General features: G+C 42.7%; 18 protein-coding genes. 4 read left to right on the top strand and 14 right to left on the bottom strand.

Features of this window, described 5'->3' with window-relative positions; all coding sequences use genetic code 11:
* Window positions 1-41: 41 nt before the first annotated feature.
* The 8 genes from QF049_RS14075 to QF049_RS14110 all read right to left on the bottom strand — a co-directional run bounded on the left by QF049_RS14075 (window position 42) and on the right by QF049_RS14110 (window position 9,608).
* Window positions 42-2,675 carry a discoidin domain-containing protein gene (locus QF049_RS14075; RefSeq protein WP_307538165.1) on the bottom strand — a complete coding sequence of 878 codons (2,634 nt, stop codon included), beginning with the start codon at window positions 2,673-2,675 and terminating at the stop codon, window positions 42-44.
* Window positions 2,676-2,678: 3 nt separating this feature from the next.
* On the bottom strand, window positions 2,679-3,365 hold the full coding sequence (locus QF049_RS14080) for a hypothetical protein (RefSeq protein WP_307538167.1): 687 nt from the start codon (window positions 3,363-3,365) through the stop codon (window positions 2,679-2,681).
* 4 nt (window positions 3,366-3,369) lie between these two features.
* Window positions 3,370-3,864 (bottom strand): hypothetical protein, encoded by a 495-nt coding sequence (locus QF049_RS14085; RefSeq protein ID WP_307538169.1) that lies wholly within the window; start codon window positions 3,862-3,864, stop codon window positions 3,370-3,372.
* Between the two features lie 113 nt (window positions 3,865-3,977).
* Complete coding sequence (locus QF049_RS14090; protein ID WP_307538171.1) at window positions 3,978-4,598, bottom strand: hypothetical protein; 621 nt, start codon at window positions 4,596-4,598, stop codon at window positions 3,978-3,980.
* 63 nt (window positions 4,599-4,661) lie between these two features.
* Entirely contained in the window at window positions 4,662-5,204 is a 543-nt protein-coding gene (locus QF049_RS14095; RefSeq protein ID WP_192134724.1) for a hypothetical protein, read from the bottom strand.
* 20 nt (window positions 5,205-5,224) lie between these two features.
* Entirely contained in the window at window positions 5,225-5,986 is a 762-nt protein-coding gene (locus tag QF049_RS14100) for a hypothetical protein (RefSeq protein ID WP_307538175.1), read from the bottom strand.
* Window positions 5,987-6,132: 146 nt separating this feature from the next.
* Complete coding sequence (locus QF049_RS14105; RefSeq protein ID WP_307538177.1) at window positions 6,133-6,891, bottom strand: hypothetical protein; 759 nt, start codon at window positions 6,889-6,891, stop codon at window positions 6,133-6,135.
* The gene (locus QF049_RS14110) at window positions 6,888-9,608 is read right to left on the bottom strand and encodes a hypothetical protein (protein ID WP_307538180.1); all 2,721 of its coding nucleotides are present in this window, start codon (window positions 9,606-9,608) and stop codon (window positions 6,888-6,890) included. The genes QF049_RS14105 and QF049_RS14110 overlap by 4 nt, the downstream gene beginning before the upstream one ends.
* A 269-nt stretch (window positions 9,609-9,877) precedes the next feature.
* Here QF049_RS14110 and QF049_RS14115 point away from each other — a divergent pair, with 269 nt between their 5' ends.
* Window positions 9,878-10,456 (top strand): hypothetical protein, encoded by a 579-nt coding sequence (locus tag QF049_RS14115; RefSeq protein WP_307538182.1) that lies wholly within the window; start codon window positions 9,878-9,880, stop codon window positions 10,454-10,456.
* Window positions 10,457-10,580: 124 nt separating this feature from the next.
* On the opposite strand, the gene QF049_RS14120 is transcribed toward QF049_RS14115, so the two are convergent.
* Window positions 10,581-10,967: a DUF423 domain-containing protein gene (locus QF049_RS14120; RefSeq protein WP_091032639.1), complete on the bottom strand. Its 387-nt coding sequence runs from the start codon at window positions 10,965-10,967 to the stop codon at window positions 10,581-10,583.
* Window positions 10,968-11,299: 332 nt separating this feature from the next.
* On the opposite strand from QF049_RS14120, the gene QF049_RS14125 reads away from it, so the two are divergent.
* Both QF049_RS14125 and QF049_RS14130 read left to right on the top strand, forming a co-directional pair.
* On the top strand, window positions 11,300-11,770 hold the full coding sequence (locus tag QF049_RS14125; RefSeq protein WP_124113746.1) for a hypothetical protein: 471 nt from the start codon (window positions 11,300-11,302) through the stop codon (window positions 11,768-11,770).
* 105 nt (window positions 11,771-11,875) lie between these two features.
* Complete coding sequence (locus QF049_RS14130) at window positions 11,876-12,724, top strand: DegV family protein (RefSeq protein WP_307538184.1); 849 nt, start codon at window positions 11,876-11,878, stop codon at window positions 12,722-12,724.
* Window positions 12,725-12,917: 193 nt separating this feature from the next.
* Here QF049_RS14130 and pdaA read toward each other — a convergent pair whose 3' ends face one another.
* Both pdaA and QF049_RS14140 read right to left on the bottom strand, forming a co-directional pair.
* A complete protein-coding gene (gene pdaA / locus QF049_RS14135; protein ID WP_124113744.1) occupies window positions 12,918-13,697 on the bottom strand; it encodes a delta-lactam-biosynthetic de-N-acetylase in 780 nt (259 codons plus the stop codon).
* A gap of 96 nt (window positions 13,698-13,793) precedes the next feature.
* Window positions 13,794-14,204, bottom strand: coding sequence for a hypothetical protein (locus tag QF049_RS14140; protein ID WP_091014632.1), 411 nt, complete (start codon window positions 14,202-14,204; stop codon window positions 13,794-13,796).
* Window positions 14,205-14,411: 207 nt separating this feature from the next.
* On the opposite strand from QF049_RS14140, the gene cysC reads away from it, so the two are divergent.
* Window positions 14,412-15,050, top strand: coding sequence for an adenylyl-sulfate kinase (gene cysC / locus QF049_RS14145; RefSeq protein ID WP_210107619.1), 639 nt, complete (start codon window positions 14,412-14,414; stop codon window positions 15,048-15,050).
* A gap of 160 nt (window positions 15,051-15,210) precedes the next feature.
* On the opposite strand, the gene QF049_RS14150 is transcribed toward cysC, so the two are convergent.
* The 3 genes from QF049_RS14150 to QF049_RS14160 are packed head-to-tail and all read right to left on the bottom strand — an operon-like array spanning window position 15,211 to window position 18,696.
* On the bottom strand, window positions 15,211-17,028 hold the full coding sequence (locus QF049_RS14150; RefSeq protein WP_307543254.1) for an ABC transporter ATP-binding protein: 1,818 nt from the start codon (window positions 17,026-17,028) through the stop codon (window positions 15,211-15,213).
* Complete coding sequence (locus QF049_RS14155; RefSeq protein WP_307543256.1) at window positions 17,028-18,161, bottom strand: nucleotidyltransferase domain-containing protein; 1,134 nt, start codon at window positions 18,159-18,161, stop codon at window positions 17,028-17,030. The genes QF049_RS14150 and QF049_RS14155 overlap by 1 nt, the downstream gene beginning before the upstream one ends.
* A 52-nt stretch (window positions 18,162-18,213) precedes the next feature.
* The gene (locus QF049_RS14160; protein WP_124113739.1) at window positions 18,214-18,696 is read right to left on the bottom strand and encodes a lasso peptide biosynthesis B2 protein; all 483 of its coding nucleotides are present in this window, start codon (window positions 18,694-18,696) and stop codon (window positions 18,214-18,216) included.
* Window position 18,697: the final 1 nt, after the last annotated feature.

Raw genomic sequence — 18,697 nt, forward strand, 5'->3', positions numbered from 1 at the left:
CTTTCATATAAAAATAAAAAAAGAAGTAGAGCATACATACTCTACTTCACACTCACATTTGTTATTTCAATATACTTCTTCAGGTCAATGCTTCCTTTAAACAATTTTCCTGATCCTAGTGATCCATTGGCATTCATAATCTGAATTAAATCTTCTTTTTTTCTATCAAATACAGACAGATCATCCATTCCATCATTAATAAAACTGCTTTCTGATGGTAAAGTTACTGAAATTATACTCCATTCAGATGGAATTGCATCAATTATACTCTTCTTAATTAATTCCAATTCTCCTACTGTAGTATAGTTCAGTCCGTTATTAGATGTAATATTTAGTCTATAATTGAAGTATGAATATTCTTTATCTAAAACAAACTGCCTTGTTTCTTTCTGACTCCATCCTGTTGAGTTGCTAACCGTGTGAATTACACTCCAGTTAATCCCATCGTTAGATCCTTGAAATGTCCAATCTTTAGGTGCTGAACCTAAATCTGATGCGTCTCTTGACGTTATGGAATACATACTTAATGTGGTTATATCATTAAATTTATATGCTAGATGCCCACTAGGACTGCCAGCACTTGAAGCCCAACAATCTTCTGTACCTGTTGCTCCACCATTAAATGCTCTCCACGCTTCATAACTGGAATTATATATGCTACTTGCACTTGTTACACCTGATGGAGTAGTATTGGATGTCATTAAAGGAGTAATGATTAGAGTTTTATCCACTTTAGAACTCCCCAATTTAAAGCGTTTGTATTCAGCGTTATGCTTAATTAATGATCTAAACATTGGGAGAATTTCAATTTCCATTAATGGTCTAAAGCCAGTTGCAGTGGCCGCCCCCACATAAGACGTTGGATTATATCCACTCGCTCCTACATTTCCGCCTGTGCCACCTCGTCCAGTTCTGTTTGCTGACCCACCAGTATTTGTTGTAGAAGCCCATGATGCGGCTCCGCTCCAATTCCATACAAAATTGCTACCAGCACTGATCTCTCCATTTAGTGTAGAGTTAACAATATATTTATCCCATTCATTATCCTTATCCGTTGCGTTGATACCGCCTGTGAGAAGTCGAATTGAGGTTGCAATCTCTTTTGTCTTCAATAATGAAATTGGTGCACCGCCACCACTAGCCATTCCATTTGCATTTATAGAGTCCCAACTTATGCTGTGTTGAATATTTCGATCAGCGACCAACAACTTGCGACCTTCCCCATCTTCTACCATAATGAAGTAAAAATCACCATTCGGTGTTGCAGAACTTGATACAGGAATAAGATCAGAAGATTGCTCTCCTAATCCGCTAAACAATCCAACGTTGTTCGCTACTGAAGTCTGGTAATGACATCTGATACGCTTACCAATCTCAAGTTCAGTAACACTTGTTACTTCATCTGGATGGAACAACCGACCATCAAGGTCAATGTCTATAGCATCAAGAGAAAATGTTCCACTCGAACTAGTTGTCGATAATTTCACTTCGTGTAAACCCTTTGTCAAACCTGATACTTCAAAAACCAATACTTGATACTTATTCGCTGAATTGTTGGGATTCCATGTGGAGAATTTTCCATCAATCTCTATAGTTACGTTATTCACTCTATTAGTCCAGTATAGATCAATGATCCTTAATTTTGTTCCATAAAAATTGAATTTGATCCTATTAGATGATGCTCCATTCAACGAAGTATAGTGGGCTGTCCCTGCATAAGTATTAGGATCACCTGTAGCGGAAATCCAACCTACTCCTTCATAATTAATAGCCGAATTATTATCATCATACCTCTTCCACCACTCATCTGGAGTTGGTAATCGGGAACCAATACTAGCTATAAGTTGTCCATTATCATCAATGTCAATAGCATCAAATCCATATAATCCATTGCCTTTGATTATGATACTATGGTTGCCTAATGAAAGCCCTGACCTTTCATAATCAAGTGATTTATACAATAGAGCTCCATTTTGAGAGAATGATTGATCCAAAACTCCATCAATTAACACCTCTACATTAGTTGACCGATTTGTGTTTTTAGCTCCGATCAGTCTAAACCTTGTTCCATAGAAATTTATTTTTATTTCGCCTGTAGCATCTTGAATAAATATCGCGGATGTGTTGTGAAAATTAGTATCTGTTGAATTTCGTGCAAAGTTCCCACTGGGAACCACAAATGGATGACTATCATCATACCTTTTCCATCCAGATTCTGTCGCCGTTAAAGCATACCCACTCAGATACCCTGTTTCATCAATATCTATAGCATCTAAAGTGAAATTTATACGATTATGACCTGTTGCAATGGTAACTGTGTGAAATGCAAGAGGTAATCCAGTCTTTTCATACACTATGGATTGCTGAAGGCTAGGGGAGCCTACTGCACGAAAGGCACTATACGTCTCTGTTACACCATCTATCGTGATAGCGTTATTAGAATGCCTATGCTCATAAAAGTCGGAGATTATCCTAAGTTTTGTTCCGTAAAATGAAAATGTAACATAGTTATTGTCGACAGCTCGGCTAGTTACTCTTATACTGCCACCATAATAACCTATATTGGATGGGGATGGGGTAGTCCAACTTCCCGTATACTTTAAGCCAACATGTGTATCATCATAGCGTCTCCACCCACTTTCCGGTGTTGTTAATTGATCTCCTACAGCTGCCATTCATTACACCTCCTTATATTCAAATACCGGACGAAAGCCCACTGCTACATTGGAGTAGTTAGAAGCTGTACTCCAAAATCTATCTTTGCTGTTTGTTATATTTTCAGAACGAACTGTTCTGCCCCCCGTTGTCCAACCTCCGGGTACTGTTCCAGAAAGCGGTACTGTCGTTTCTTTACACCATGTCATGCACATAAAGTTCCAAACATCATTCAATGATTTACCAGAAAGGATCTTATTCCCAGGAAAATTAACAACATGTGTATCCCACTCATTAATCGTAGGCCAAGCCCCGTACCCTGTATTGGTTGAAGTTAAAACTTTATTTCCACTTGCATCGGCATACGCAACCCCACCACTTGGGCAACGAACAACACCTGATATTCCACTTATACTGCGTGGCGAACCTTCAACGAATTTATTTGAATTTAACCAATCCCATGTTATCGTGTTACTTACAACTCTATCTGCTATTAGTAATCCTTTGTCCACTTTGACGGCATACCAGAAATATTTTAAAGGCATACTGGCTAATGGATTTCCTGTTAGCGGAATTTCTGTATAACCCGTCGTACTTCCTCCGAAAATATATCCAGTTATTGTATTATCGTATTTCCAAACAATATAATCTCCAATTTCCATATCAGAAAGCTTTTCTCTCAATTGCCCCGTCGTTGCTGGAACTGCCATAAATTCACCCCTTACTCACTCTAATTCTATCCACTTTCTTGAATTTCGTATTTTCAACCTTCTGACGTAACACCATCCCTGTTGGAGTGTCCGATGCTCGTTCCATGTTCAATTGATATATTTTCTTTAAGCCTAGTGAACCAGATTCACTTTCAATAAAGGGATTATTGTATTTCCCCTTCTGATTAAAATCGTCTATGTAGAAATTCGAATATTCTTTCTCAGCAAAAATCTCAATTTTCACCTTCGCATACTTTGCAGGAGGTTTAGGAGCAGTCACATCTGCTTGAATTTCCTCATACGCCCCCCACTTAAAGCCATCCTCAGATGTACTCCAGTAGATTTTGTATGATGCTCCTCCCAATGCGTCTACACTTGCAGCCACACCTTTAAATGAAGCGATTTTGTCCTGAATCCGTATGGGCGTGGACTCCCAAGATCCATTAGCAGGATAGATGGAATTCCCGTCCGCATCCTGACTCAACTCTCTTAACTTCAATTTCTCTCATCCTCATATATCGTATCTTGAAAAATACCTACAGATACATCTATATCTAATCCAATTTCTTGAATCGCCATACGCTCACCACCTATCTCATCTCAAAATCCAACTCAACGAATGTCCCAGTTTATGATTCCTGCATGATTTGCCTTCAGAGGAGCTATGATTTGATCTATAACAAATCCATTTTTACGAATAACCAATTCCCCTGACAGGTCCTGGTCTGAGGTGATTTTAATTTGGAGAAAAGCAGTTCCGCTCAACGGCAGGGAACACACACATTGAAAGTTAATCTGCACATCGTTCAGATTCATCATTTTTTTGTACCCGAAGTTAAAACATTCAATCGTATTATGGAAAGCCCCCGAACTCCCAGGACCTGAATGTCCACTCATATTCACATCTGAAGAAACATTCTTGAATTGAATGATGTCACTGTATAGAAAGGTCCTACCCGTTAACGGGTATTCTTGATCGTCACATACGTAAGATACAGAGTACCTATCCGCATTAATATGAAACACACCGTTGGCAACATTGTGATACACGTGAGATCCTTGCCCCATCAATCCAAAAGAGACCAAGTTTTCCTTGTTAATTCTATAAAAACTGTTTGATTGTTGTGTCTGCAAATCGAATTCGCTTAAATAAGTACCATCATAGTAATCAGCAATCCATATATAAGCTTGAGATACAGGTGAGCGCGTAAATTGTGTATTACCTAGAATCACAGAACTTCCCCCCTTTTAATAAAAAAGACAGGCTGCAATAGCCTGTCCCATAATTGTTTCTTTTTACACGTAACGATAGGAGATACGTTTCTTGAACTGTTGCTTTCCACTTTTTGCATTCAGCGGTACTACACATTGAATGGACAGGGTCACATAGTTACCAGCCGCATCTTGAGGATTTCCATTGTTACTAACGCCCAGGATTTCTTTCGGTCCCGGTGCAAATGGTGTTGCATAAGCGGTTCCTGTATAATCTTTGGTTGTCTTGCCTGTTGTTCCGATGGGTTTGGAAAAATCCCTGCCGATACGAGAACTTTCTTCTTCCAAATCTGTCTCCCCCAAGGAATCAACCTGAACGTGGAACCAGTTATTCTTCACCACTTCTACATCATGAGCCTCCGTATCTCCAGTACCACCAGTCATATCTCGCGTTGTAATCGTGCAATCTTCCATTTTAGATACGTCCGAAGCACCATTCTTATTGTTCCACACATTAAAAATACGAATTTCACTTTTGGTATCTGCATCAATAACACCATAATCAAACGGTGCTACAATCTCCTTGCTGTGTGTTGCGTCCATCCATGTAATAATCGGTTGTGTCATTATATTCCATCTCCTTTTATTTATGTTCTGATCGTTAATTGAATCGTAAGGTGTTGAATATTTGAACCTGCTTCGATGATGTTGATTCTGAAAATATCTCCAGCCTCCACTTTTTTCATCTCAAATGTAGCCTTACCATCATCTTGGTGTTGAAGTGCCTCAAACTTCAGTGAACTTCCCATCACATCCTGCCAATGAATCAGATCCTTGGATCGCTCAATTCTTATTTCAGTTGCGGTATCTCCAGATACTCCACAGTAGCCCTTTACATGTAAAATCTCGCCTTCGAATGGAAAGGGGGCTAAAATCCCCAGGACTTCCGGGTACACCCGTGATTCTTTGCAAAAGACCATAACACGATCCTGTACTTCCAACGGAATCTCATTTAATTTCAGGTGTTCAGCTGTGCTCATGAGCCCATCCATATCGGAATTAACCACCTGAAGGTTTTGACCAAATACATCAATCTCTACCCATGCCTTACCGTCATATCGATATCTCTTGCCATCCTTATACGTCTGTACCGTCCAGCCTATTTCAGGAGAAGGGTACTGCACACTTAACTCCTCAAAATCAGCAACTGGACTCTGGTACACAAGTCGAGTCGTTTGATAAGCCTCTTTTGCTTTTCCGGCAGCTTGCAAGGCTTCGCTAGCTGCCTCCAGTGCACGCTTGATGGCGAGTTCAGTTTCGCCAGTGTCCCCAGGCTGTCCCGGACTGCTATGTTTCACCGCTTCTCTAATTAATGACTCTACATGTGCTAAAGTTATCCCATTTGACATAATTCACCTACCTAAGCGTTATGTAGCATATTTTCTTTATAAGACTGTTTCCAAGTTGATACCTCCCCCTTACCTAGGAAACCTGTCTCTGGCTTATCATTAAAGAAATTCTTGAACAATCATGCAAAGCATTGCTGTGTCTAGCTTTAAAGAAGTTTTCTAATGGGATAATTACCGGCTTTCTTGCATTCCTTGCAGTATTTCATTCGGTTCGATTTTGCCAGCATCCGTTTTCCGCATACGGTACAATTTTTGATGTTTTCTCCTTTCCAGCGAGAGTACTCCAACACAAAGTCATCGAAGCGAACTAACTGGAAGGCAACCTCACCATGCTCCGCAGCGAACAAAACCTGTACGTTAGTTGAATCGACGCGTTGACTTTCTTTGAGGTACCCTAACTGAATAAGTTTGTGTACCAATAACCCCTGATCTTTTTTGCTTACGGCCATTTGACCATCACCGTAGATTTCTTTCCATTCATTATTAATCCAGTACGTATCATTTTCATTGATTCGATTATTAATCTTGCTGTAGACCAGTAAAACAAAGGCCAATTTCTCGAGTCGTTTACTTTTAAGTTGTTTGATCTTTTGAAGTTCTTCGAGTGTTACAGGTACATGATCAATCTCGATTAGCGTGCTCTTGCTTGCCTCCTCCCTTATCTTGATATACTTCTGCGACTGCTTAATGATACGATTGAGAAATGTATCCCACTGGACAGCATTGTAGTCTGGATAATACTTGGTCATAAACTGATTTAACAACGCATATGCATCTTCGGCGTTCTTCCCCTGTTCAAGCCCGTATTTAGCTAAACAAATCAACGTTTTGGTTGGCTTCTTATCAATTTTCCCATGTGCAATTGCTTGCTCGGCATGATGACGTTCATTTAGAATGATTTTCAAGGGCGCTGCTCCTTCACATGCATTTGGGTCATTTTAAAGGTTCTTCCGGCATACTCAATATCGCCGTCAGGATCTCTAACCGGATAATGGATGATGTGATCGTTGCTGAGCAATAGATTGCGAATAATTTGATCCCCCGAGACATCCCATACAAATTGCTTTGATTTCTCTGCATTTCGATAACACATGTCCACAATCATATTGCACAGATCTTCTTCGTTATTGCAGATCTCCAGCGCCTGCTCCTTGAAACGTGAAACAAACAACTGCCATCGGGCAGATCTTTCTTCCTTTTTCACCTTACTCTTGTGCAAGTTAGTCATATAGCTACGTAGCTCTTCGTTATGCATCTGATATAAACGTTGAATCTCTTTATAACGAGCTTGTGAGTATTTCTTGGTACTCTTCAATATCGTATGATCAAACGGACTCTCAGTCTGTTTTAGCTTTAACTTGTTGAACTCGTCTTCCACTTGATGGCATAACCGGTTCATCACAGAAGGTGCCGTGGATACAGGCATTCTCTGTTCATACTGTGCCAGGAACTGTTCCTGATCCGGAGATAGCTCCTTTTTCGAATACAATTCATCCACAGTCATGCCAAACAACTGCAAGCACTTTTGACTCGTTTTTTCTACATAATTGGTATATTCTTTTTTCTGTTCCGGGTCATTGTATATGAAAAAATAAGGCTTCTTGTGTGCTACCATTTTCAAGGCAGACTCGTCCGTTACCGCAGCGCGAATATCATACCAGTGCTTCGGCATTTTTTTGCATTCAATACCTTTGGCCTGATCAATGGCATTTTGTTGATAATGCTGACCACATTGAATTCGGTACATCATTTCCTGATATTCTGCACTATGCTCCTCATAATTGGCTAAAATATCGAACATCGACGTAATTTTGTTCGTTGTAAAACCGATCAGATCACCAAAGCTGTCTTTGTTGGCCTGAATTAGATCCTTTTCATCCGGAATTTTTTTGGCTGAGGTTTTCTGTACACATACAATCGCATCAAGCTCCTGTATTGCCCCAAGAATCGTGTGGTTGTCTGTAGTTAAGACCTGATCACTATCCATATCTGCACCATTTAGTGAATGCGTCGTCGTATCCCATGAATTTAAGATTGTGACCGTGTTCATATAGCGATACCAATACTGCATCTCATCTGTATTTTGAAAACGAAGCACCTTGATATTGTTATGACAAGTCATCGGAGCTCTGAAGCAAGCTACACGGTCCACATGGCGTTCATTCCAATATCTGGAGTAGAACTCACCTGAACTCAGTAATCCTGTTAAAGGCACGCCAAATATGCTCTGACACAATGTATAGGGATCGCCAGATATAATGCTGAAATTGCCTTTCACTCTTAGAACTCCGATCTTGGCTTCATTCATTCGCTTACGTATTAAGGTATGAATTTTGTTGCGCACAAAAGGATCATCTATAAGTCGCGAGTCTGCCATGAGCCCTTTAATATAATCATCTGGACTATTTCTATAATCGTTCTCATGGATGTGAATTCCTTTGAGAAATAACAGTGCCTTTCGATAGTCTTCACCTAGCACATCTTTAATCGAGTCTACCGTGGGACGAATAAGTTCACCAATCTCGTTATCATCCAATTGGAGCGACTGAATAAACTGGTAGTTTAAATGACGCTCATCCTCCAGTTCTTCAGGTGTAACCTTCGTTACGCTGAACGTGTAGCCATAATAACCGCAACATAACAGATAATCGTCGATACTGTTGTATGAACTCCATAGTTTGAGCATAGACGTTGTGATGATCAGGTCTACCTCTCGAATATCCACAGGATTCCCCCAGGCATCGTCCACCATATACTTGCCTGCAACACGATCAGCAAATTCGTGATAATCAAATGTAAAGACCATACCTTTACAGAAGCTATTACGGATACAGAAGCCACTTGGGATATATTCATGCCCCAATTCGGTTGCCCAGAGTTCACTAAGCGCAGGAGAGATCAGACCAAATCCGTCACTCATATTCATATGAATAGGCTCATTTTTCCTACTCTCAATGCGAGGGTATTCTGTCTCGGTATCATCAATCTGAATAATGTCTGCGCCAAATTCGGTTATACAATCATGAACAACCAATACCCGCTCGGGATGTGACACAGGCGTGCTTGTACTGCAAGCCAAGGCCTTATATGCCTCCAGTTTGGCAGGAACCAGCTCTTTATTGGGATCTCTGCCGTTATTCAATCTTTTCTCCAAAGACGGATGAATATCCTCACTCACATAGATGACCGTCGAACTTTTGGCTCCACCTGTCGTAGCCAATAACCGCTTGTATTTCTTGCCGTTGATGGAGAAAGCTTTTGATGAGTTCAGCCGATCATAGTCTTTATTATTTTCAATGACCACCAGCAAGTAATCATCGGCAAACTTCAGATTTTTCAGTTCTTCATGCAATTTCTTCATTGCTCTTTTATGTTCAGCATTGGTTTTCAAAGCTTTTAATTGCTCTATTTCCAGCTTGATTCTAGCCAGATCTTGTTCCCTCTCCTTATAGCCTCGCATACGATCGATAAAACGAAATACCTGATGGTTTCCAATAGATGCCACTTCTCCATTTACTGTCGCTTCTTGATAAGTAAGATGCAGATCATAATCCGCTTTTCTAATTCTGGAAGATGTAATTTTATAAACGTATCTCAATCGATCCTGATATGCATTGCCCATTCCCGATTCCCCCTGTTGCTTCCTGTCCTGATTAAATAAATTATAGATTAGACCCGCACGACTGGCGCAGGCAAACAGGACGATCAGGGGATGAAAAAAGAAGAATATTTGTTCTATTCTGGAGAGAAATCAAGGGGCACTCCGGGACTAGATTCATTTCGAATTGGCATATTTCTGCATCTCTAGTACTATGATAATTTCCTTTTTAATGATATAGTGAATTGAAGCGTTTTTTTGAGCTGACATACTTTTTAACGGGGCTGGGATGAATGAAAGAAACCTTATCCAATCAAGAGGACATCGGCTTTTTATTTAATGTCGATATACTTATTAAGAGCCGCTCAAATGCATTGGCACTGCAGTCCCTGTTGGAGTTCATAAACAATGAAGAACAAATTGCGGACTTTCGGATTCAATCCGGCATAGAGCTAGGCAAAATTATTGAAGCGACACTCCAGTCCAAGAAGGACTCTTTCGTCACACTTCACAACGAACGCAAAAAATCACAAGCCATCGCAGCACAGAAGGCGTCCACTGCAGTTCAGACACCTGCCTCACCTGCTCCAGTCAAAACACAGAATCAGCAAGAAAAACCGGTTAGCGAGAAAAAGCCTGCCACCCAAACATCCAATGTTTCCGATGGAAACTCGTTTGACGCGTGGATTGACACACTCATTAAAGAGAATAAACTCACCCGTATTGTTGTCAATAACAAAAACGGTAAACATCAGAGCATTCCTTGCCGTATTCTGAATTTTGATCGAGATACCAGTATTGTGAGCATATATCATGTCGATGAAAAACAGGTGTATACGTTCCGAACCAATGAAATCGATGAGTTTCTGTAACTAACTTCATCGGATTAAAACAAAAAGCAACTTGCGTTAGAATGACGGGACATTCTAACGCAAGTTGCTTTTTTAGTTCAATGGTTCATGCAGGATTGAACCCTCCGAGATTTGTTTGGACCGATCAGGAGCGATCCTTACCTCGCTGCCACACATCTAATGCCAATAACAACCATCCGGCAATGAAGGCTACCCCACCAATCGGTGTGATGGCACCCAGAATCTTGATGCCAGAAATACTAAGCACATACAAGCTGCCCGAGAACACGATAATACCGATAAACAACAGACGCGCTGCCCACTTCAGTTTTGTCGATGCTCCAAGTTGACCAGCCGTCAAGCCAATAATGAGCAGGCCCAATGCATGAATCATGTGATATTGCACACCCGTCTCATAAGTAGCTATGGCCGCCGGCCCAATCGTATCCTTGAGCATGTGAGCACCAAACGCACCTATCGCCACCGACAGCATGGTCATTACAGCTCCAAGCATCATCCATCTTCGTTGCATGTAAGTTCTCTCCCTTAATTCAACTACACTTCACTCCTATTATTGTAGCGAATCCACTCCTCCTTTACCAGTCGGGGTGTTGCTTCATAGATCATATGTCTGTTTATACTTACTAAACCTATCTCTACCCTAAATATCGTAGAAAACTGGCGTAAATCCTTGATTTTTATCAATAATTATGGAAAAGTAAACAGGTATGTAATCGTTGTATTTTAAGTGCAAGTTCAAAAAGATTGGTTTTTAGTACCGAGAAGATGGGATGAAGCTAGAAATTACTCATCGATTAGGTTAATAACACTCAGTACGATGATTAAGGGAGGCAAGTCAACATTATGGATAATCGCGATTCCTATAATTCAGGTTATAACAACACGGATCAGAATCCTGGCCATGCAGATCCATACAATAACAATGGGTATGAAGCATACCCGTCAGATCATGAGAGGCAACCAATGGTACCACTGAAACATTCCGGACCTGGAATCGCCAGCTTTGTCATTGGGTTGGTTGCAATCTTGGGTTATATTCTGATATTCTTTATTGCCACCATGGCTGTAAACGAGTCCATAGGAGTTCTTACCCCGTTGCAGACAGAAGAGATAGCCTTGCATCCAGCAGTGGTTCTGGCTTCATTAGCCATCCTGGTCTGCCTGATTCTCAATCTGGCCGGAGGCATCGTCGGAATTATTGGTCTTGTCCTCAAGAATCGAAAGAAAGTTTTTGCCATTATCGGAACCATATTAAATGGGATCATGATTCTGTTATTCGTTGGACTTATCTTGGTAGGCATGACGCTGATGTAACGCTTTGCATCAGCGTCATGTTTCCTTATAATTAAAATGAATGGGTTTACACATAAGTATAATCTATATTTTTTGCCAAAATCATTGTTTTCAAAGGAGATTGACATGTCACGAATCAAAATTTTTGCGGACAGCACAAGTGATCTGGCTCCAGAATGGATCCAGCAGCACGATATCGGAATCATCCCCTTATATGTCGTGTTCGGTGAAGAATCACTGAAAGACGGTGCTGAGATTAAGCCTGAACAGCTATATGAACGTGTTAGCCAAGATGGGCGTCTTCCCAAAACAGCTGCACCTTCCCCCGCTGATTTCATGACGGCATTTCAACCTTACATAGATCAAGGGGATGAGATTTTATATATCAGCTTATCTTCTGAACTTTCCTCTACCTATCAAAATGCACGACTAGCGAGTTCCGAATTCCCGGAAGGTCGAATATCGGTCATTGACTCACAGAATCTCTCATCAGGAATTGCGCTGATGGTGATGAAAGCTGTATATGCTGCCGATAAAGGACAAAACCTGACTCAGATTACACACCTGATTGAGGCGATGAAACCAAATGTACGCACCGAATTTGTCATCGATACACTGGAGTATCTGCATAAAGGCGGACGCTGTTCGGGCATGCAGAACCTGATTGGTAGCCTGCTCAAGATTCGCCCTGTCATCCGGGTAACAGATGGCAAGATGGCACCTGCCTATAAAGTGCGCGGCAAACGGGAGAAAGCGCTGGAACAAATGCTGAATAATACACTTAGCCAGAAGGATCAGATCGATCCAGACCTGCTGATCGTTGTGCACACCATGGCCGAAGAGGATGCGCTGGACTTGCAGAAGTCTTTGCAGGAACAGACGGGTGCCCGAGTGGAACTAACCACTGCTGGGTGTGTAATATGCAGTCACTGCGGCCCGAAAACGATTGGAATCATCTATAACACTGTTTTATAGTATTACACGTTACATCGTATCGTATTATCCAATCCTTTCTTCTGGATCTGTATGTGGGTACATCCAATACTTGGACTGGCATACTGATATAACTAAAAAGGGCATTCCGAGCTTAAACGCTCAGGATGCCCTTTAATATTTTTGCTAAACTTTTGAAACCTACACTTGGTCCATTGCTCATTATGATAATGGATCAATAACTTTTGGTCCGCAGATCATCCAGGCTTTTGAATGCATATCCTTGCTTGCGAGCCTCATCAATGATGGAACCCAGAGCTTCCGTGTTATCTTTGGATACCGAATGAAGCAAAATAACAGCACCCGGATGGAGTTGTTTCAACACCTGTTGATGAGCATATTGTGCGCCACGCTGTACATTGGTATCCCAATCTTTATAAGCAACAGACCAGAACACATTCACATAACCCTGAGCATGACTCTCTGCAAGCGTACGATTGTTAAAGATCCCGCGCGGTGGCCGTAAAAAGGTCGCTTGTTGACCCGTCAGCCGATTGACCTCCGACTTGACCTTCTCGAGTTCCTCTCTAAGCTTTTCATTGGAGATGCGGGTCATATCCGGATGACTCCATGAATGATTACCGACAATATGACCTTCAGCCGCCATACGTTTGACCAACTCAGGCTGATCTTTCAGATAATGACCTGTCACAAAGAAAGCAGCTGGCACCTTCTTGGTACGCAAAACATCCAGTATGGCAGGTGTGAATCCATTCTCATACCCGTTATCAAACGTGAGATACAATTCCTTTTGCTTTGTATCCCCCAGGAAAATGGCATCGTTATGTTGTAAGATCGATTTGAAGCCTTCCTGATCAATGGAGGGCAGCTGACCGTTTTGACTTTTTTTGAAGCCAAAGTGATATGCTCCGGTAACCGGCGATGCTTCAGTCTGTGCCGGTACCATACTGATAGATAACAGTGCCACCAGTATATATAGAACCATTCGCTTCATTCCATCCGCTCCTGTTCCTGAAAATTCGGTTAGTCGTTTGCACACACGAACACCTTCAGGTAATATGCCACAGGAACAGCTAATGTATGTAAATCCTTAACGATCAAAACGTTTATTTTCAGGTTGTGGCGGAGATTGATAGAACAATTCAAGCAAGGTCTGGGGTTTGCCACTGGAGGCAAGCCATTCCCTCACGGTCTGTATGGCACGAGTTTGTCCATCTCCCCGATCACGCCATGTAAGCAACTCGATAACTTTGATAATCAAGGCAGACATATTGTGATTATCCAGTTCAGATCGTTCTGCTCTCAGCTTGTGATATAACGCCTCCTGTTCCCAATCCAGAAGAATTTCATCACCAATGGTTGGCTTCAAAAGGGTGTACGCTCTGTCACAACCTTTACAACGAACTGTGCTGACCTGTTCATCTATAAATTCCACTCGAACCTCCTGATGGCAATCCGGGCATTTGAATCCAACTTGTATGTTTTGTATGTTTTCGTTCATGACATTGTTCCTCCTGCGATGTGAGCATTTTACATCATTTCATGCAAAAAACTCCTTGGATATATGCATAATGCTTATGTATGTACTACATCTATACCCGATATTTTGTCGATTCACGCTTATTTTGAAGAAATCTGTAAGGTGCTATAATCTTGTAAATATGTTAAAATATTATACATATCATGGTAGGGAAAAGGCGGGATACTCATGTCGAAGGAAGAGCGCAATATAACCTGGCAATCATCCAGCATCAACAGACAGGACCGGGAGAAACATAATGGGCACCGTAGTCGTGCCATCTGGTTCACCGGGTTATCAGGTGCAGGAAAGTCATCCCTTGCATTTGCCCTGGAGCAGTATCTTTACGACCAAGGCGTACGCTGTTATGTTCTAGACGGGGATAATGTACGTCATGGACTGAACCGTGATCTCGGTTTTACAACAGGGGATCGTCAAGAAAATTTGCGGCGAATTGGAGAAGTATCGAAGTTAATGGTAGATGCCGGGTTGTTTGTACTTTCGGCTTTTATCTCTCCTCATGAACAGGATCGGGAGATGGTTAGACAGTTATTTGAACCAGATGATTTCATTGAAATCTATGTGCGCTGTTCAATTCAAGAATGTGAGCGTCGTGATCCCAAGGGTCTATACAAAAAAGCCCGCAATGGTGACATCCCGCATTTCACAGGCATTTCCGCCCCCTATGATGTACCAAAATCTCCTTCATTTATTATCGATACAGAGCAATGGTCCATTGAGGAAGCCGTGCAAGAGATCGTACAGCATTTGGAGCAGATCGGTGCTCTTCAACTGCCGCTTCCTACAAAAACAGCTGTTGTTCATTAATCCTTCCTCAATATACTACCTACATAAAAGGCGCGCCCATCGTGGCGCGCCTCTTTACGTGATACCATTACCAGTTATACCATCGATAAATGAATAAAGAGAAGAAGATACACATGCTCTACCATCGCGTTTGAACGTCTTCTAATGTCCACTCACTCACTTACTGCCCCACGACACCCGCTTGCATATTAAGAAGCTTTCTGAATGTCCCTACCGGATCTGTTGATAACTGCTGGTACCCGCCTTCTTGAATCACCCGACCTTCATCAAGCACAATTACACGATCTGCCGTCCGAATCGTGGACAATCGGTGTGCAATCACGATAATGGTCACATGTCCTTTTAGCCGTTCTAACGCCTCATGAATGTACTGTTCATTCTCACTGTCCAGCGCACTCGTTGCTTCATCCAGTACCAATACAGAAGGATTACGCAGCATAGCCCGGGCAAGCACCAATCGCTGACGTTCACCCCCGGATAGACGTATACCCCGATCACCAATGATCGTATCCAGACCCTGAGGCAACTTCCGTACAAATGCCGCAGAGGAGGAAAATTGCAAAGCCTGCCACATCTGTTCTTCACTTGCATTTGGATCAACAAGACGCAGATTCTCACGAATACTCGTATGAAACAGGAATGGGTCCTGGGAGACATATCCGATGGAACTTCGCCAGCTCAATAATCGTTCTTCTGACAGAGGCACTCCGTCAATCAGAATACGACCAGATTCAGGCCTCACGAGGCCCATAATCAGATCTATCAGCGTGCTCTTTCCTGCTCCGGATTTCCCCACAATTGCGGTCATACCCCTTGCTGGAATCGAAGCTTGCACATTTCTCAATGAGTAAGCATCACTTCCCTCATAGCGATAGCAGACATCCTCACAGGTGATAGATTCCTTCAGTTCCATAGGTTGAATCCCATCAGTTCCAACATCTCCTGCCGAAGCAATCTCTGCACTAATCTCACGACTTTTCGCCGTCTGCGCTTGCAGTTCTCTGACTACCCGAAATGCAGGCAGCATGGAGCTGATGTACTCCAGATTGGACTGAATCGCCGTAAACCTTGGCCATAACCGGGAAAAGATAAGGATGATGAGCAGCAGACTTGCGGGTGGCACCGTCATTACACGAAGAGAAAGATAGATGAATGCCGCAATAATGATTGCCGCGGACATCCGGTGAATCAGCTGTGTCCCACTGTTCAATTGGCTAAACTGAATGACGTTGCGTTCTATCTGTCTGCACATGCGCTCAAACCAGTTCATGTGTGAACGCTCGAGCATGTTGCTCTTAATATCCTTAATGCCGTTGAAATGCTCGGTAATGCCGTTATAATAACTTTGCGAGAATTCAGAGGTCTGGTCCCCGATCTGCTTGGCCCGCTTGACGAATTTTCGTAAGACGATAAATAATAACAATCCACAGACCAGCACAAGTGCCGTCAATTTGGCGGATAACCAAAAAGCAAGACCGATCTGAATACCCGTAAAGATCAGAGAGGCTGCCATTTGCAGCATAATGCTCGTTCCCTGGCTCACACGTGCAAGTTCAGTGGTTAATATATGGTTAAAATCGGATTTTCGTTTTTGGAGAAAAAATGACCATTGCGCCATAATAATGGCACCATAGGTTTCCATGCGCAGCGTTCGCACAAATTGCTGCTGGATTCGAGTATTACGGATCGTCTGGAGACGCTGCATCCAGGCCTGTCCGGAGACAATCAACACAAAGGTGAACAGTACGAGTAACAATTGGCTATTCTCAGAAAAACGATTCAACACTTCTCCAATCCAGGGAATGTTCAAGCCTGTGGAGCCCATCTCAAATACGCCAATCAGACTCAGCATCGGAACAAGCATGTAGATGCCGATCCCTTCCATGAGACTGATACAGATCATCCCCAGCAGATTCCAATATAAAATGGGCCCCGTGACATGATGCAACTTTCGCATGAAGTACTTTAATTCGGAGATCATACTTTACCCCTTTCCGTCACCGTATACCTTTTAATGCGCCGCCAGAACCAGAGAAACGGACGTAACGGAAAGTACAGAAAAAACAATGAACGTGGAAGCGGCAATTGATCCACATCCCATGTACTTGGATACAAACGTTCAATAAAAAAGAACCACTTTTGTTTCGTACTTCGAAGTTTAAACAGATACGATTGATAATTTTTCATGTCAGCCGGACTTTCCAGCATGTCGTTCATGAACATTGCGCCTTCGCTGGCCAATCGCTTGCCTGTACGGTCACTTAAGGACATCAAGGACCTGTACTCTACATCCAGCGGCGTATTCAGCAGCTCCGAAGCCAGATAAAGAGCCTGTGAACCGATCGATAAACGTCCCTCCGCTTTCAGACGTCTCTCTACTTTCTTCACATCGAGTGGCATGCTGCGGATCATCTGGTCGATATCCAGTAACCAGCGCAGTCTGAACCAGCCGTGTCGTGCACCATGGGTTACGAGATAGGCCCATAGATCTTCTTGTTCAAGCATACGGACAGGTGTCTGTGTGTATGAACTGAACCGGCTGCGTTTCCACAGCAATTCAAAATCGGTTTCTTTCCCCGAATCCGGGTTCAGACGCCAATGGATCTCCACTTGAGTCCTTTTGACCGGATGGGTGTAACAGATATGATGTTCCCGCCATTTCCAGCTGCGCACCGTAGGTGCCCGCTCCCCTTCCTTGGATACGTATCCGAGGGTAGCCAGAATTCCTTCAGCTGCTTCCACATCATCAAACGGAATCAGGATATCCAGGTCTTTGGAGGTTCGCATGGATACATCGCCATAAAGATCATGGGCGAGCGCTGGTCCCTTTAGTGTAATATTGCGGATACCGCGTTCACGAAAAGCTCCACACACCTGCTCCATTTCAGCTGTCAGATGTAACATACGGAACGTATTGACCGTATATTGTTGTCTCAGACTCTCCATAACATCTGCAGGAATGATTGCAGAGTTCAATTCTTTCATTTTCAAATAAAGGACAGAGTATAAGCGGTGATGATAGACAAGCCGCAGAAAAAGCTGCCAATCGGTTCCTTGCAAACCCGCCTTGAGTTCTTCAGGGGATAGAGCCGTCAGATCACCTCTAATCATGCTCAAAATCAGCTTAAGCTCCTTTGGAAACCCTGATGAATAGAGTTCACTTTCATGTATCATAGACAATCTCCCCAGATCCCTTCTCCGGACACCGTTTGCCAAACACACCGACAACCGTATATTGGTCCATAGTATCAGCTCCGGTCACGATCAATTTACCACTTCGCAGCCAGGCATGAGCCATCATATGTCCTTGCTTATTCCGTGCAGTCCCCATGTATAACGTACTCTCTATCTTACGTCGCTCAAGCATCTTCATCCCGGCAATCGCCATTACAAGGCAGCGGCTTTCCCATAACGTATATTTGCTGGCGAGCGAAATCGCTTTGGAAATATTCCGTATAGCAATGACCTCGCTGCGATCAAGTCCTGTCATCGGTGTTTCTACCATAGGCGTACCCAGCCCTGGCGCGATTTTGGCAAATGGCATAGCCTTCTGTATGCGTGCCCAGCCAAGGAGGATATAGGCCTCCCATACCAGTCGACGCATTGACCGCGGGAGCGAGAGATAAGCCTTTATTTTTCGCAACATG

Source organism: Paenibacillus sp. W4I10, from assembly GCF_030816325.1.
GTDB lineage: Bacteria > Bacillota > Bacilli > Paenibacillales > Paenibacillaceae > Paenibacillus > Paenibacillus amylolyticus_B.

Coding starts and splice junctions, on each gene's coding strand:
- QF049_RS14075 (WP_307538165.1), bottom strand. CDS start 2,675: ATGGCAGCTGTAGGAGATCAATTAACAACACCGGAAAGTGGGTGGAGA.
- QF049_RS14080 (WP_307538167.1), bottom strand. CDS start 3,365: ATGGCAGTTCCAGCAACGACGGGGCAATTGAGAGAAAAGCTTTCTGAT.
- QF049_RS14095 (WP_192134724.1), bottom strand. CDS start 5,204: ATGACACAACCGATTATTACATGGATGGACGCAACACACAGCAAGGAG.
- QF049_RS14100 (WP_307538175.1), bottom strand. CDS start 5,986: ATGTCAAATGGGATAACTTTAGCACATGTAGAGTCATTAATTAGAGAA.
- QF049_RS14110 (WP_307538180.1), bottom strand. CDS start 9,608: ATGGGCAATGCATATCAGGATCGATTGAGATACGTTTATAAAATTACA.
- QF049_RS14115 (WP_307538182.1), top strand. CDS start 9,878: ATGAAAGAAACCTTATCCAATCAAGAGGACATCGGCTTTTTATTTAAT.
- QF049_RS14120 (WP_091032639.1), bottom strand. CDS start 10,967: ATGCAACGAAGATGGATGATGCTTGGAGCTGTAATGACCATGCTGTCG.
- QF049_RS14125 (WP_124113746.1), top strand. CDS start 11,300: ATGGATAATCGCGATTCCTATAATTCAGGTTATAACAACACGGATCAG.
- QF049_RS14130 (WP_307538184.1), top strand. CDS start 11,876: ATGTCACGAATCAAAATTTTTGCGGACAGCACAAGTGATCTGGCTCCA.
- pdaA (WP_124113744.1), bottom strand. CDS start 13,697: ATGAAGCGAATGGTTCTATATATACTGGTGGCACTGTTATCTATCAGT.
- QF049_RS14140 (WP_091014632.1), bottom strand. CDS start 14,204: ATGAACGAAAACATACAAAACATACAAGTTGGATTCAAATGCCCGGAT.
- cysC (WP_210107619.1), top strand. CDS start 14,412: ATGTCGAAGGAAGAGCGCAATATAACCTGGCAATCATCCAGCATCAAC.
- QF049_RS14155 (WP_307543256.1), bottom strand. CDS start 18,161: ATGATTAGAGGTGATCTGACGGCTCTATCCCCTGAAGAACTCAAGGCG.
- QF049_RS14160 (WP_124113739.1), bottom strand. CDS start 18,696: ATGTTGCGAAAAATAAAGGCTTATCTCTCGCTCCCGCGGTCAATGCGT.